Origin of the sequence: Halobacillus sp. BBL2006 (assembly GCF_000786645.1) — a bacterium.
GTDB lineage: Bacteria > Bacillota > Bacilli > Bacillales > Halobacillaceae > Halobacillus.
In genome coordinates this window covers 1-13372 of sequence record NZ_JRNX01000102.1, presented here as the reverse complement: position 1 = coordinate 13372, position 13372 = coordinate 1, and the positions used below count along the sequence as shown (strand labels likewise).

General features: G+C 42.1%; 13 protein-coding genes and 2 riboswitches. Of the genes, 2 read left to right on the top strand and 11 right to left on the bottom strand.

What is annotated here, in order from left to right; genetic code table 11:
- Positions 1-513 precede the first annotated feature (513 nt).
- The 5 genes from thiE to thiW form a co-directional block, all read right to left on the bottom strand.
- Positions 514-1131: a thiamine phosphate synthase gene (gene thiE / locus LD39_RS03915; RefSeq protein WP_035543080.1), complete on the bottom strand. Its 618-nt coding sequence runs from the start codon at positions 1129-1131 to the stop codon at positions 514-516.
- Positions 1128-1904, bottom strand: coding sequence for a hydroxyethylthiazole kinase (gene thiM / locus LD39_RS03910; RefSeq protein WP_035543078.1), 777 nt, complete (start codon positions 1902-1904; stop codon positions 1128-1130). Before thiM ends, thiE begins: the two co-directional genes overlap by 4 nt.
- Positions 1895-2707 (bottom strand): bifunctional hydroxymethylpyrimidine kinase/phosphomethylpyrimidine kinase, encoded by an 813-nt coding sequence (gene thiD / locus LD39_RS03905; RefSeq protein ID WP_035543076.1) that lies wholly within the window; start codon positions 2705-2707, stop codon positions 1895-1897. Before thiD ends, thiM begins: the two co-directional genes overlap by 10 nt.
- A complete protein-coding gene (gene tenA / locus LD39_RS03900) occupies positions 2704-3390 on the bottom strand; it encodes a thiaminase II (RefSeq protein ID WP_035543074.1) in 687 nt (228 codons plus the stop codon). The genes thiD and tenA overlap by 4 nt, the downstream gene beginning before the upstream one ends.
- A 52-nt stretch (positions 3391-3442) precedes the next feature.
- Positions 3443-3548, bottom strand: a riboswitch (TPP riboswitch).
- Between the two features lie 5 nt (positions 3549-3553).
- Positions 3554-4042: an energy coupling factor transporter S component ThiW gene (thiW, locus tag LD39_RS03895; protein WP_035543073.1), complete on the bottom strand. Its 489-nt coding sequence runs from the start codon at positions 4040-4042 to the stop codon at positions 3554-3556.
- Between the two features lie 89 nt (positions 4043-4131).
- Positions 4132-4240: riboswitch (TPP riboswitch) on the bottom strand.
- Positions 4241-4429: 189 nt separating this feature from the next.
- Here thiW and LD39_RS03885 point away from each other — a divergent pair.
- Positions 4430-4975 carry a DUF3221 domain-containing protein gene (locus LD39_RS03885; protein WP_156112560.1) on the top strand — a complete coding sequence of 182 codons (546 nt, stop codon included), beginning with the start codon at positions 4430-4432 and terminating at the stop codon, positions 4973-4975.
- Between the two features lie 36 nt (positions 4976-5011).
- Here the strand turns inward: LD39_RS03885 and LD39_RS03880 are convergent, their stop codons facing one another.
- From LD39_RS03880 to LD39_RS03855, 6 genes are all read right to left on the bottom strand, one after another.
- Positions 5012-6682 carry a PucR family transcriptional regulator gene (locus LD39_RS03880; RefSeq protein ID WP_035543067.1) on the bottom strand — a complete coding sequence of 557 codons (1671 nt, stop codon included), beginning with the start codon at positions 6680-6682 and terminating at the stop codon, positions 5012-5014.
- 14 nt (positions 6683-6696) lie between these two features.
- Positions 6697-7668 carry a pyridoxal-phosphate dependent enzyme gene (locus LD39_RS03875; RefSeq protein ID WP_035543065.1) on the bottom strand — a complete coding sequence of 324 codons (972 nt, stop codon included), beginning with the start codon at positions 7666-7668 and terminating at the stop codon, positions 6697-6699.
- Between the two features lie 150 nt (positions 7669-7818).
- On the bottom strand, positions 7819-9324 hold the full coding sequence (gene asnB / locus LD39_RS03870) for an asparagine synthase B (RefSeq protein ID WP_035543063.1): 1506 nt from the start codon (positions 9322-9324) through the stop codon (positions 7819-7821).
- A gap of 208 nt (positions 9325-9532) precedes the next feature.
- Positions 9533-10132: a Fic family protein gene (locus LD39_RS03865; RefSeq protein ID WP_035543061.1), complete on the bottom strand. Its 600-nt coding sequence runs from the start codon at positions 10130-10132 to the stop codon at positions 9533-9535.
- Entirely contained in the window at positions 10125-10304 is a 180-nt protein-coding gene (locus LD39_RS03860; protein WP_035543059.1) for a hypothetical protein, read from the bottom strand. The genes LD39_RS03865 and LD39_RS03860 overlap by 8 nt, the downstream gene beginning before the upstream one ends.
- Before the next feature lie 102 nt (positions 10305-10406).
- Positions 10407-11240, bottom strand: coding sequence for a Ku protein (locus LD39_RS03855; RefSeq protein WP_035543058.1), 834 nt, complete (start codon positions 11238-11240; stop codon positions 10407-10409).
- 99 nt (positions 11241-11339) lie between these two features.
- Here LD39_RS03855 and ligD point away from each other — a divergent pair, with 99 nt between their 5' ends.
- Positions 11340-13112, top strand: a complete 1773-nt coding sequence (gene ligD / locus LD39_RS03850) for a DNA ligase D (RefSeq protein WP_035543057.1) — start codon at positions 11340-11342, stop codon at positions 13110-13112.
- The last annotated feature ends 260 nt before the right edge of the window (positions 13113-13372 follow it).

Here is a 13372-nt window from a genome sequence, read left to right as displayed (position 1 = left end):
TTTCTTCTTTTTTATTAGTCCCAGGCTCTACACTGATAACCACCCTGCATGCAGGGCACGTCAAAATCCGTAACATCATTTACACCCCAGTCAACATGGTGGATAGACATGTGTGGATACTAGTTTCCGCTGATCCTTGTTATCTATCAGGCCAACCTTCATAAGTTCCTCACTTTAAAACAGCTATTACCACATCTCAACCTCAAATATAGTTATCCCAGGAATTTCGCTTTCGAACGCTTTTTCCTGTGCTTTCAGAACAATTTCATAATTCTTTTTGTCTATTCGTGAACATCCTATCAACTGGAATGGTGCGAGTAATATCTGCTGCATAATACTCGACTACCGCTCCTTTCCCACCTACCGGCGACGGAACCTACGCTTATCTCGAAATCGTGTCTTCCAGATAACTGCAAGTTTGCTAAATAACCTCTATCGTCTATTTGTTTATTAAAGATAAGTCTAAGAAAAAAGAGAAGGATTTAATTCATCCCCCTCTTTTTCTCTCTAGTGTTATAATTCTGCAATGGCTTTTTTAATATCTTTAGAATGAGTAATCGCCGAGACTACAGCAACCCCCGATGCCCCACTTTCAATAACAGCCGCTGCATTTCCAGGATGGATCCCGCCAATACCCACTATAGGAAGATCAGGAAAAGAATGTTTTAAAACTTTTACCCATTCCGTCCCTGTTACTGGTTTTGCATCCTTTTTCGTTTGTGTAGAAAAGATTGGGCCTGCACCTAAATAATCTACTTTATCAATAGGGCTTTGGAGAAGCTCTGCAGTATTGGAAACGGACAACCCGATAATTTTATCTTGAAACAACTCCCGCACCTTTTCAACATGCTCGTCTTCTTGCCCTACATGGATGCCATCTGCTTTCAAGGGTTCTGCAAGGTCAAGGTCATCATTAATGAAAAACAGCACATCATGAGCTTTACATATCTCGCGTAACCTCGCACCTAATTCCAGTTTTTCTTTTCCTGTTAATGATCCTGGTCCCTTTTCCCGATATTGAAAAGCTGTGATTCCACCTTCAATCGCTTCTTTTAAGATGACTTGAGGATCCCTCTTACAATTCTGGCTACCCATGACGAGATATTTTCTTAGGTTGTTAGATAGACTCATCGTGTAAATTCCTCCAGTTTACTCTCTTCCATCGCTAGTGCATCGATAAAAGCGGGAACAAAGGTTCCAGGGCCATGAACGGTAGGGTTTGCAGCGGCTCGTTCAGCAGCTAATCCATAAAATTCAAGAGCAGCAAGGGATTTGTCCATTACAGATCCTGAGACAGACAGAGTCGCTGCTAAAATTGATCCGAGCAGACACCCCGCTCCAGTCACTTTCGCAAGCATCGGATGTCCTGTAGTGTTTGTCACTATCTCAGAGCCATCAGAGATAACATCTACCTTCCCCGTAAGAACTGCTGTAGTCTTATATTTTTCAGCTACCTTACGTGCAATTTCTTCGCCATTCCCTGTCCCAATCGATTCGACCCCTTTAGTTTCTACTTCAATACCGACAAGGTGACCAAGCTCTCCCTCATTTCCTTTAATTGCTGCAGGCCTTACTTCCTTCAAAATATGTTGAAACGATTGGGTACGAAATTTAGTAGCTGCCACCCCGACCGGGTCGAGCACAACTGGAATATTCACTTCATTAGCTGCTTTCCCAGCCCGCACCATCGATTCTACTTGTCCATCGGTCAGTGTTCCGATATTGATTAAGAGTCCTTTTGACAGCCAAGCCACATCAGCCACATCATCTTTAGCATTCGCCATGATTGGAGAACCGCCAAAGGCTAGTAAACCATTGGCACTAAAGTTCATGACGACAGCATTCGTGATATTGTGAATCAACGGTTGCGTACGCCTTACTTCCTTAATAATGCTTACATCCATTTGTTAAAGACCTCCTCCCGAACAGCAAAATGATTCGTAGGACCTCTCCCATGACCGAGATCAAAAGAGTGGCGGACCGCTTCTGTTACATAATACTTGGCCAATTCAACGGCACGAACCAGTGAATACCCTTGGCTTAAATAAGCGGTGATGGCAGCTGAATAAGTACAACCTGTGCCGTGGGTATTTTTGGTATCAATCCGTTTTGCTTGAAACGTATGGATTCGATCTCCATCGAATAAATAATCGATAGCTTCTCCATGGAAATGGCCGCCTTTTATGAGAGCAGCCCTAGCACCAAGGCGCTCTACGATGGCTTCGGCTGCTTGCTTCATATCCTCTGTTGTTTCAACATTTCCTCCTAACAAGTCTTCCGCTTCAGGGAGATTTGGCGTGATAAGGGAAGCATTTGGAAGGAGATGATCTTTCAAGAACTTCCTCGCTTCTTTTTCAATTAAAGGGTCACCACTTTGAGCTACCATAACTGGATCCATGACGTAGGGAGCACCCATTTTTGAAATCCATTCTGCGATGATTCCCATCATATCTTTTGAGGCGATCATTCCCGTTTTCAACGCATGTACAGGCATATCGGAAGAAATAGCTTCAAGTTGTTCTCTCAGCATATCGACAGGAAGATGGTGGACAATTTTCACTCCCGTCGTATTTTGAGCGACAACAGAGGTAATCACGGACATCCCGTAACTTTTTAACTCCTGGAAAGTCTTTAAATCAGCTTGAATCCCTGCTCCACCACTTGGATCCGTACCTGCTATTGTTAATGCACATGGGACATGAGTCATTTCGTAGTCACCCCCGCTTGCGGCCACTCTTCACACTTTAGCGACATTTCCCAGAACAAATATTCCAACTGGCAGCTTTTACGAAAAGCTTGCTTCATCTTCTGCTGTTCAGATTCAGAAGCCTCTTCCGCTAGAGCATCTAACCTCGAGCGTAGATGATTCGTCAATGCAGCCATTTCTCCGTCAGCATAAAAACTAATCCAAGGATAAAATGGGTGGTCTGAAGATGGCTGAACCTTTTCCATTAAATACTTTCCGATTTCAAGATAGGTCCAAGGACAGGGCAGTAAGGTAGCCAAAATTTCTCCTAAACTACCTTGGCTGGCGTGATAGATCATATGTTTAATATAGTGGTCCGCTGTGGGAGGCAGCGGAAACCCTTGCAAGTCTTCATATCGCACTCCGATATGCTCACAAAAATTGTGGTGGGGATGGACTTCACTATGAAGCACAAAGTTCACTTGATCATTAAAAAACTGGATATCTTCCCGCTTGTGGGATTTAGATATTGCCATACCATAGACGTGCATGAATGCATTCAAATATTCATAATCGGCCTTAATATAATGAGCGATAGATTCCGGAGGTAAACTCCCTTCACCAATCCCTTGTACGAAAGGATGCGAGAAAATTTCTTCATAAATATCGTTATTTTCTTTTCGTAAAACTTCTGTAAATGACATGGAACAAAGCCTCCTATTATTTTTCGGAAGCTACTAGTGGGGAGAAATAAAATGTGGATACTGACTACTTCCCTCCGCTGGTACTAACCAGATCAGGTTCTGAGGGACAAAGGATGTTTACCTTTTCTCAGCGAACACTCGCGCCCCTAGTAGATTCCGTGTATTATGATGGTAAGAGTAAATGTTTCTGACTGACTCGTGATACGACGACCCAACCAATCATCGCACCCGCAATACTGCTGACAAGAAAAGATGGAAGAAAAGCAAATGCACCACCTGAACTACCCATCAATACTTTGGCGTACGGAACAGCAAAGAGCGCCCCTATAACACCCGTACCGATGACCTCACCTACTACCGCAAAGATTTTCTTTCTAGAAAACTTGTAAAAGACGCCTGCCAGCAATGCGCCAATCATTCCTCCTGGAAAAGCAAGAAGCGTACCTATTCCCAACAAAACACGCAACAACCCAATGGTAAAGGCGATTACAACTGCAGGAACCGGACCAAGAATGACGGCTGCCATGACATTGACCGCATGTTGTACAGGATATGCTTTTGCAATCCCAGCGGGAAACCAAAGCATTTGAGCCCCAAGCGTACCGATAGCAACAAATACGGCCATCGTTGTAAGTAATCTTGTTTTATTCATGGTTTTCACCTCCTGTTTTTAGAGGAAAACCATAAAAAAAGCCAGATCCTAGTGAGGACCTGACTTTGAATGGGTATATAGTAAATAGACATAATGTCCAACTACTTCCCTCCGCTGGTATTAACCAGATCAGGTTCATAAGAGTCAGAAAGCTTACTGCTTTCCTCTCAGCCCATTCAGGCTCCCCTAGTAGTAAATCATTTTATTCGCTTGGTTAGATTCAGCATAACAAAGATGGCAATTTTTTTCACATGTTTTTATGTGAATTGACCTTAAACAGCACCAGACCATAAACGCCATGAAATGAACTTTCTTTCCGTTGCCGGACTGCTTATGTCACGAAGTCTGATCAACGCAATTGAATAATAAAAAGAAGGAGCGATCATTTTGAAAAGATGGTGGATGATTAGTATTGTGTGTCTGTTCACACTGGTCAGCTGCTCTGCGGACTCTTCAAGTTCTGTTAGTAACGTGGAAAATAAAAATGCATCCAGCCAAGACGATTCCAAAGAAAGTCTTCCTCCTGACATGACTGGATATGTAATGGGCCAAGAAGGTGACCGGATATTGGTTGTAGATACGATTGACCCAGACACTAAAGGCAAGCCTCGAGCCATGTGGGTCTCTGGTATTTCAGGTAATTCCTGGGTTGGAAAGCAAGTAGAAGTTTGGACCCAAGATGGAGTGCAGGAATCTTATCCAGAACAAGCTGATGCAGACAAAGTTGTTGTATTAGAAATGAGTGAAGTCGAAGGCGCTGATCTGGAAGCCGACGAAGCTCTTTCCAATGCACTTACGGATCTTTCCACTCAAGACATTTTGTCTGTGAAAATGCTCTCCTTCGATATTGACTCAGACGAATGGCTTGTTCAGTTATCGAAAGTCGGAACAGAAAGCGGTGAGGTTGAAAAGTTCGTCCCTGATTCAAAATAAATCGTTTATAAGCGTTTCGTCAGGGTTCTGAAACGCTTATTCTTCTACTTTCTTCAACATCCATAGCCGCACACTCAACTCCAGCAAAAATAAATCATCCGCATCCAATAAGGAAAGCCCTGTCAGCTGTTCAATATTCCTTAACCGATGCAACAGCGATTGGCGGTGCAAATTTAAAGAACGTGCCGTCTGACTAACGTTGCTATTGTATTTGTTATAGACAATGAACGTATGAATCAAGTCGGTTTGGCGTTTCTCGTCATATTCAATCAATTTTTCCAATGTATTTTCTACGATACTTTCGATTTCCTTTTCATGAGACAAAGCCATGAGTAGACGGTTCATCCTCGTATCACTGAAAAACGTGCGATCTCCATCTTCGTGCTGCTGATGTCCAATCTTTAAAGCAGCCTTTGCTTCCTCATAGCTTTGATGAAACGAATACTCCTTTTCTTTTGCACAAGAAATCCCCCAGCTGATCGTAATCCCTGCCAATAATTCATTCAACCGGCGTTCGACTAGATCCAAAAATTGATTGGCAGTTTCCGAATACGTACTGGAATCGGCTTCTAGATAAACGATAACCTCCCCTTCTTCAAACGTCGTCATCGTATCCCGCTTTAACACATCTCCAGCATGAGTCACCTCTTTTTGGATATAGTAATTTCTACTATGCATGGATGAGGACTGAACAGTATGGTCGTCTGATCCGATGTGGTCATCAATAGTTTTTTTGAAGCGAATATCCCCCACAAGACAAATGTAAGATTTCTCAAGATCATAACCGAGTAACTGGGCTTTTGATAAAAGTGTTTTATCGATATCCACATCCGTTTTTGCTAAGTCTAACAGGAAGTTATCCTTCAGTCTTATTTCTGTCATCTCAATGGCATTTTCTTTTACAAAATACAACGCACATGCAGTGAGCGCATGTTCTAAAATCGTCAACACGATCCAATTCAGCTGTTCATCCTTTTCCGGCTTAAAAAGCAGGTATCCTTGTTTTTTATAATTTGATAAAATGGTCAGTTGATAACAGAAATCATTCCCGACCTTGTACTTTTCAATATAATGCGACAAAGGGTGATCACTGAATGGAAATGGTGATACGAGATGGTACTCCTCGTTCCTTTTCCCATTAAGGACATCGATGAAATAGCGGTCAAACTTTTGGTTTGCACGAATTTGCTTATTATGGTCACTGATAGCTATCGGAATTTGTGTATTGTTATATACTATCGTCGTAATCTCTTGAAGACCTTTACCATTTAGTACACAATTGATTAACTCTTGTCTGATGGCCTCAGCTTGCTGCTGTTCCGTCTCCTTTTCACGAGCAATTAAACGGAATACCTCTTGCAAAATATCACCGAAACGAACTTCCCATGGGATTTCAACAAGTACAAAATCATGGTCTTTTGCCAATTGAATGATCCTGTCCGGAACCTTGTAAATATGCCGCCCAGTTGCAAAAGCGAGGGCAGAGGCTTCAGACCGGATCACATCCTGAACATATTGCTCTAATGCAGCAATATCTTCTCCACATCCAATTCCTGTACTGAGGACAAATTCATGGATTCTCACGAAGTTCTCTACCGGGGTTTCGATCACGGAAATCCATTCTACAGGTTTTGATTGAACCTCTGTCAGGACTTTAGCACTTTTTAAAACAGGCAAACTCATGACGTCTTCAACTGTCACTCCCATCTGCTTCCCCCCCTCTATCTTTTGTTCATCAACTGTTCAATGGTCTGATGATCGATGTTATTTCCGCTTATGATTACAACAATGTTGTCATGGGCTCGTCTCCCTTTGTCTAATAACAGCCCAACCCCTGAAGCAGCTGCCCCTTCTACCGCCATTTTATGATGTTCGAGCAGATAGAGAATTCCATCCGCTATGGCTTGCTCAGACACAAGCTCAGCCCCGTCCATATATTCTCCTGTCATAGCAAATGTGTATTGGTTATCTGGACCTAAACCTCCAAGCAGACTATCCGCGAGCGTATCTTCCTCTTGTAAAGTAATGGGTTTTCCTTGCTTTAAGCTTTCGTACATGACAGCAGATTTCTCCATGGAGACCCCGGTAATTTGAACAGATGAGTCGATTGATTTTAGTGAAAAACCAACACCGGACAGTAATCCTCCTCCAGATAAAGGAACGATGACTTCTCCTACCTCGGGAAGCTGTTCCATGATCTCTAGCCCTATCGTACCCTGACCAGCGATAACTTCCAGGTCATCAAAGGGTTTAACGACGGACATGCCTTCATCCTTCTCTAATTGGTAACAATAAGCTTCTGCGTCATCTTGGTTGCTGCCGACGACTTCTACACGAGCTTCTAACCGTTTAAGACGATTGACTTTTTCGAGAGGAACTCGATTTGAAATACAGACCACACAGGGAATGTTCAACCTTTTAGCTACATACGCGACAGCGATTCCATGGTTCCCTGTAGAAAAAGTCGCCACGCCCTTTTCTCTCTCATGTTCTGACAAAGACATAATTTTATTAGCGGCGCCACGGAGTTTAAAAGACCCCGTCGGATGCAGGTGTTCCAGCTTTAAATAGACATGGCTGTTCAACTTTCCAGATAATGCTTCTGAATAGATGAGCGGAGTGGTTTCGACCATAGAATTCAGCCGTTGCTTCGCTTTCCAGACGTCCCTGAACGAAAATGAACCATCACGCATAGGGCACCCTCCTTTGAGTCCATAGCTTTTGTTCTGATTATTCAGAAATTAAATGGTATTATTTCCTATTATAGTGTATGAGCCACCAACCTTTAAAGAGACATATGAAAAAGCCGATGGGTGATCCATCGGCTTTTTCATAGCAATTCTTTATGCAGTTGCCCATTTTCCAACGTTCTGAAGCATCCCTTCGCTTGGGAAATGCTTCTTGAAAATCTCATAGTAAAACGCTTCTTGTTTAGAACGGAGGTCAACGGAAGCTTTTTCTTTTATTGCATTGAATTCCTCGTCGCTGATGACGTTTTCTGCATAATCATCCAATATATCAAGAGCTCCACTTCCTTCTGAGAATTCTGCTTTCTTTCTCCATAGGACCTCATCCGGTAATTCTCCATCAAATGCTTTGCGCAGCAGCCACTTCTCCATACGATCCTTCTTATGGATTTTTAACTCTGCAGGGATCTGCAATGCATTTTCTACGACGTTAAGGTCCAGGAAAGGGACCCGTAACTCAAGGGAGTGAGCCATGCTCATCCGGTCTGCTCGTTGAAGGTTTACATTATGCAGTGTATTTAAAATACGAATGATTTCCTGATTAAGCGAAGCCGTATTCTGGTACTTCTCCATATAAGCATACCCAGCGAACAGCTCATCAGCACCCTCGCCAGAAAGAATAACCTTTACGTGCTCTGATGCTAATTTTGATACGAAATAGTTTGGAATCGCACTTCGAACTAATGAAGGTTCATAAGATTCCAGATGATAGATAACATCAGAAACGGCTTCAACCAACTCGTTTTCTGTATAAATGTATTCATAATGTTCTGTGCCTAGAGCTTCTGCTACTTTTCTTGCATTCATCACGTCTGCGCTTCCTTCTGCGCCCACACAGAAAGATTTTAGAGGGAAATTACCACTGTGATGCTTCTTTGCAATAGCGGCAATTAGACTGCTATCCAGTCCACCACTCAATAAGACCCCGACTTCTACGTCAGCAATTAAGCGCTTCTTTACGGCACTCTTCATCGTTTCACGAATATTTTCATTCACTTTTTCGATTTGATCTTGATTGTACAACTTTTCTGGAGACGTAATCTTTCGATAACACACAAACCCTTCTTCAGGAGTAAAGTAGTGCCCGTGAGGAAATTCCTCTGCTTTTTCCACAAAGTTGTCCAACGCTTTAAGCTCAGAAGAAAATACATAATTTCCGCTTTGATCCAAGCCGTAATAAAGAGGTTTTATACCGAGGGTGTCACGAGCTACAACAAATGAATCATTTTTTTCATCTGCAATAAAAAAGGCGAACATCCCGTCAAGCTGATCGATTGCTTCTGCTCCGTTTTTTTCAATTAGTTTCAAAGCTACTTCGCTGTCTGATTGTGTTATAAATTTCGTTTCTAGCTCAAGCTTTGCTTTTATTCTTTCGTAATTATAAATCTCTCCATTACAGACAATCCATTTGTCCTGACTTTGATTGTGGATTGGCTGAATCCCGTCATCAAGTCCGATAATGGAGAGACGACGGTGCCCCAAGTGAACGCGATCTGTCACCACTGATTTCCCTTCATCTGGACCACGGTGGTATAGAAGTTCCAGCACCGCGTCCATTTGTTTGGTTGTGATCTCGCCCATTGAGACGAATAATCCGCACATAAATTAAGATCCTCCTCTTTGATTTTCGTGCAATTTATCGAACATGGAAAACACTACGCTTTTTACATATTTTGTTCAAACGCTGTTAGAAGGGATGCAGAAGTATAGAATGGAACATGAACATACCTTCGACAGATAAGAACATGAGACTCTAAATGCTTGTTATTTTAGGCAAAATAAAACCTCTAGCTTTAAAAAAGGCCAGAGGTTAATGTTTTATACGAATTAATGAAGCCTCAATCACTTCTTGTAACTCACCAGCGTCATGAACAGACTCAATACTAGCGCGCAAAACCTGTTCATGAGGAACGGCAGACCAATCCAAGTGATAGCCCGCTTCCAGACTGATACAGCGGGCGAATTCACGTAAGCTGCGTCCGTTCCCTTCCCTAAAGGGATGCAGGACATTGATTTCCGCCATATAATAGGCGAGTTTCACAGCCAATCGGTTACGATCCATCTGCTCCCAATTCTCTTTTATCAGCTGTTCAAATAAAGGTTCAGCAGCTTCTCTAATAAACCTTGCCTGAGCAAAGGAAAAGCCATCTTTCGTAATATTTTCCGTCCTGATTTCTCCCGCGAAAGGATATAAATCCCGGAACAGATATTCATGGATTTTTTGAAGATGACGTAAGTCGAACTCCCCTTTAACAGGTTTTTCTTGTAGTTCTGACAAACGCTGTGTGGAAAGAATAGTTTCCATTGATTGTAGCTGTTTATCATTCTTGATTTCATAATGATTTATAAATACATTTGTACCGGCATAACAATAGCGGGAGGAACCACTCCCATACCTGGAGTTAGGCATGACGCGACAATTCCAAAGCCCGCTTTAAGAATTCTTTATGTGTAATGGCACCGGTTAAGCATTTTTTCACTAAAAGTTCTTGCTTTTTATTCAAACAAAGTCCTTCAATTGCAATCGAAGCTTTGGCGGAATGCATCAAATGCTCCGCTTGTTCTTCCGTACGTAAGCTCATTAAAAAACCTCCGAACCATAATCAGTCTATAGTATATTATACTACAATTCTGATGATAAATACAGAAGGAACCTTCGACAAAACCTTGCTATTAAGCCTTTTTTACGAGGTTTTCTTCTTTGTACGAGAGGTAGCTTTTCGTTTGGTTGTCTTTTTCTTCGTACCTTTCGTTTTTTCTAACGACTTCTCTAATGCTTCCATAAGATCTGTCACATTATCAGGCTTCGGCTTCTCTTTTGCCGTTGTAATTTCCTCGTTATTCCGTTTCGCTTCAATTAAATCCATCAAGGCTGTTCGATACTCATCTTTATATTTCTCTGGATCAAACGCCTCCGTCAACTGATCGATTAAGGTCACGGCTGTGCTCAGTTCTTTTTTACTTAATTCAATTTCTTCAGGGACATTCGGAACGTTCTGTACTTGCCGTACTTCATCTGGAAAATGGATCGTTTCCATCAGGAGCGTATTCTCATACACCCGTATAATTGCCAGCTGTTCCTTTGATCGAATGATAATCTTTGCAACACCAATTTTAGACGTATCTTTAAGAGCCTGTCGTAACAGACCGTAGGCTTTCGTTCCACCTTCTGTAGGTGACATATAATAGCTTCTCTCAAAGTAAATCGGATCAATTTCCTCCAGCTTCACAAAATCAAGGATCTCTACCGCTTTATCCTCTTGCTCTTTCTTTAACGTTTCAAGGTCTTCCTCATCCAAGACGGCGAATTTGTTTTTCGCGTACTCATAAGCTTTGACGATCTCTTCATTTTCTACTTCTCGATCACAGACCGGGCATCGTTTCTTGTACTGAATAGGGGATTTGCACTCCTCATGAAGCTGCCTAAGCTTAATGTCCTTATTTTCAGTAGCTGCATGAAGTTTTATCGGAATATTCACTAGTCCAAAACTGATTGTCCCTTTCCACATGGTATGCATGAATCCCACTCCTTTTTCTTTAGCATTAACGTTCGAGTGAAATTTATGATTAAAACACCTCCTCTGCTCCAAACTAAAGAAAAAAGAGGTGGTGGCAGAATGATCGAACCGATGCTATTAACGATGTCAGAGGATCTGCCGGAAGGTGATGAGTGGGTTTATGAAGTGAAATATGATGGTTTCCGAGTTATTCTAACCTGGACGGAAGATGGGATTTCTTTAACAAGTCGTAACGGAAAAAATTTAACAGACCGCTTCCCCGAGATAGCAAATTTGTCTATTTCCATCCGTCCACCCTTTTTGCCCATCACCCTCGATGGGGAATTGGTTATCCTCAACACACCTTTCCAAGCGAATTTTCCACTTCTTCAACAAAGAGGCCGTCTTAGAAAAAACACTAAAATTGAAGAATATTCCAATCGCCGACCAGCCACCTTTATGGCCTTTGACTTCGTGAACAACCAAGAAGAAGCTTACACCATGCGCAAACAAAAACTACAAGAAATAATCGAGCGACTCGGTACGGAAAGAATCCGCTATGTTCAAGAGTTTAAAAATATTAAGGATATTCAATCCATCGTCCATACGCACCTTGGAGAGGGAATGATCGCCAAAACCAAAAATAGCCCCTACACTCCAGGGAAAAGCTCAAGAAATTGGATAAAAAATAAAAACTGGAGAACAGTTTCAGGATTTCTTACTTCTTTCAATCCACAGAATGGTTATTTTCAAATTAATGGTACGGAGGAAGGAGAACCGTTTGCCATCGGTACGTTTAAACATGGGTTCGATAGCGAGGAAGAAAAGACTCTACAAACTTTTTTCAAACAAAAGGGAGTAAAGAAAAAAGGATCTTGGCAGCTTGAACCAAGCGTATGCGTAGATGTCCATTGTTTACATGCAACAAAAAGCGAGATGAGAGAACCAATGTTTGCAAACTTTCGATTCGACCTTTCGCCAGAAGAATGTACCAAAGAAAAGCTGCTCTGGGATTTATCTCTTTTCCCCTCTGAAGTAGAGTACACTCACACATCCAAAGAATTATGGCCGAAAAAAACGAAGCAGGAATATTTGGTGTACTTAAGAAATATAGCTCCTTATCTTCTGCCTTTCATTAGAGAAAAAAAAGTGACGCTCATTCGTTATCCAGATGGGATTCATAAGGAGTCTTTCTTTCAGAAACATCTCCCGGACTATGCTCCTGATTATGTCGGAGAATGGGTAGAAGCCGGGAAATCCTTTATTACTTGCACAAATCTTCGTACCCTTTTATGGATCGGAAATCAAGGAGCTCTTGAATTCCATGTCCCTTTCCAAAAGGCAGGGGGAAAAGACCCTGATGAAATTGTCTTTGATTTAGACCCGCCTGACCGCAGTAAATTTCCACTGGCAATCCTGGCTGCGCAGCTTCTCAAACACCTGTTAGACGAGTTGGGAGTTATTAGCTTTATTAAAACGTCGGGGAATAAGGGTATGCAAATTCATATTCCTATTGAAGAAGGAAGCCTGTCTTACGAGGAGACCCGTCACTTCACAGAATCTTTGGTTTCGTTACTCATCAAAGAAAAACCTGACCTTTTTACGATTGAACGTCTAAAAAAGAAAAGGGGCAGCCGTTTGTATTTAGATTACGTCCAGCATGCTGAAGGCAAAACGATCATCGCTCCTTATTCTGCAAGAGCGACCGATAAAGGGACTGTAGCCACTCCGTTATTCTGGGATGAAGTGAAAGAAGGCTTAACACCAGAACAGTTCACCATAGACAACATGCTTGCACGGGTACAAGAGGGTGGTTGTCCATTCCAGGAATACGACCACGCACGCTCTAGACAGCCTATTAAGCAAATGAAGGCGATGTTTGCACGTCCCTAGTCGAATTAGCTTTTCCTGGATAGGAAATACGTCGAATATTGCCCGGGAAATACACCGCATTTTTCGATGATTATTTCGCTAAAATGGTTAATAGGATTATCCAACAAACTTACAGGATTGTGGAAGACCCAATTTAGAGATGTATGAAAAAGTTAAGGGCGTAGGGGAATGACTCGCTTTCCGTGGGCGTATGATGAGCCTCCTCAGGCTGTCGCCGAGGCCACTGAAAAACTAACTTAATTTCAAAATTTACTGACGGA

Coding starts and splice junctions, on each gene's coding strand:
- thiE (WP_035543080.1), bottom strand. CDS start 1,131: ATGAGTCTATCTAACAACCTAAGAAAATATCTCGTCATGGGTAGCCAG.
- thiM (WP_035543078.1), bottom strand. CDS start 1,904: ATGGATGTAAGCATTATTAAGGAAGTAAGGCGTACGCAACCGTTGATT.
- thiD (WP_035543076.1), bottom strand. CDS start 2,707: ATGACTCATGTCCCATGTGCATTAACAATAGCAGGTACGGATCCAAGT.
- tenA (WP_035543074.1), bottom strand. CDS start 3,390: ATGTCATTTACAGAAGTTTTACGAAAAGAAAATAACGATATTTATGAA.
- thiW (WP_035543073.1), bottom strand. CDS start 4,042: ATGAATAAAACAAGATTACTTACAACGATGGCCGTATTTGTTGCTATC.
- LD39_RS03880 (WP_035543067.1), bottom strand. CDS start 6,682: ATGGGAGTGACAGTTGAAGACGTCATGAGTTTGCCTGTTTTAAAAAGT.
- LD39_RS03875 (WP_035543065.1), bottom strand. CDS start 7,668: ATGCGTGATGGTTCATTTTCGTTCAGGGACGTCTGGAAAGCGAAGCAA.
- asnB (WP_035543063.1), bottom strand. CDS start 9,324: ATGTGCGGATTATTCGTCTCAATGGGCGAGATCACAACCAAACAAATG.
- LD39_RS03865 (WP_035543061.1), bottom strand. CDS start 10,132: ATGCCTAACTCCAGGTATGGGAGTGGTTCCTCCCGCTATTGTTATGCC.
- LD39_RS03860 (WP_035543059.1), bottom strand. CDS start 10,304: ATGAGCTTACGTACGGAAGAACAAGCGGAGCATTTGATGCATTCCGCC.
- LD39_RS03855 (WP_035543058.1), bottom strand. CDS start 11,240: ATGCATACCATGTGGAAAGGGACAATCAGTTTTGGACTAGTGAATATT.
- ligD (WP_035543057.1), top strand. CDS start 11,340: ATGATCGAACCGATGCTATTAACGATGTCAGAGGATCTGCCGGAAGGT.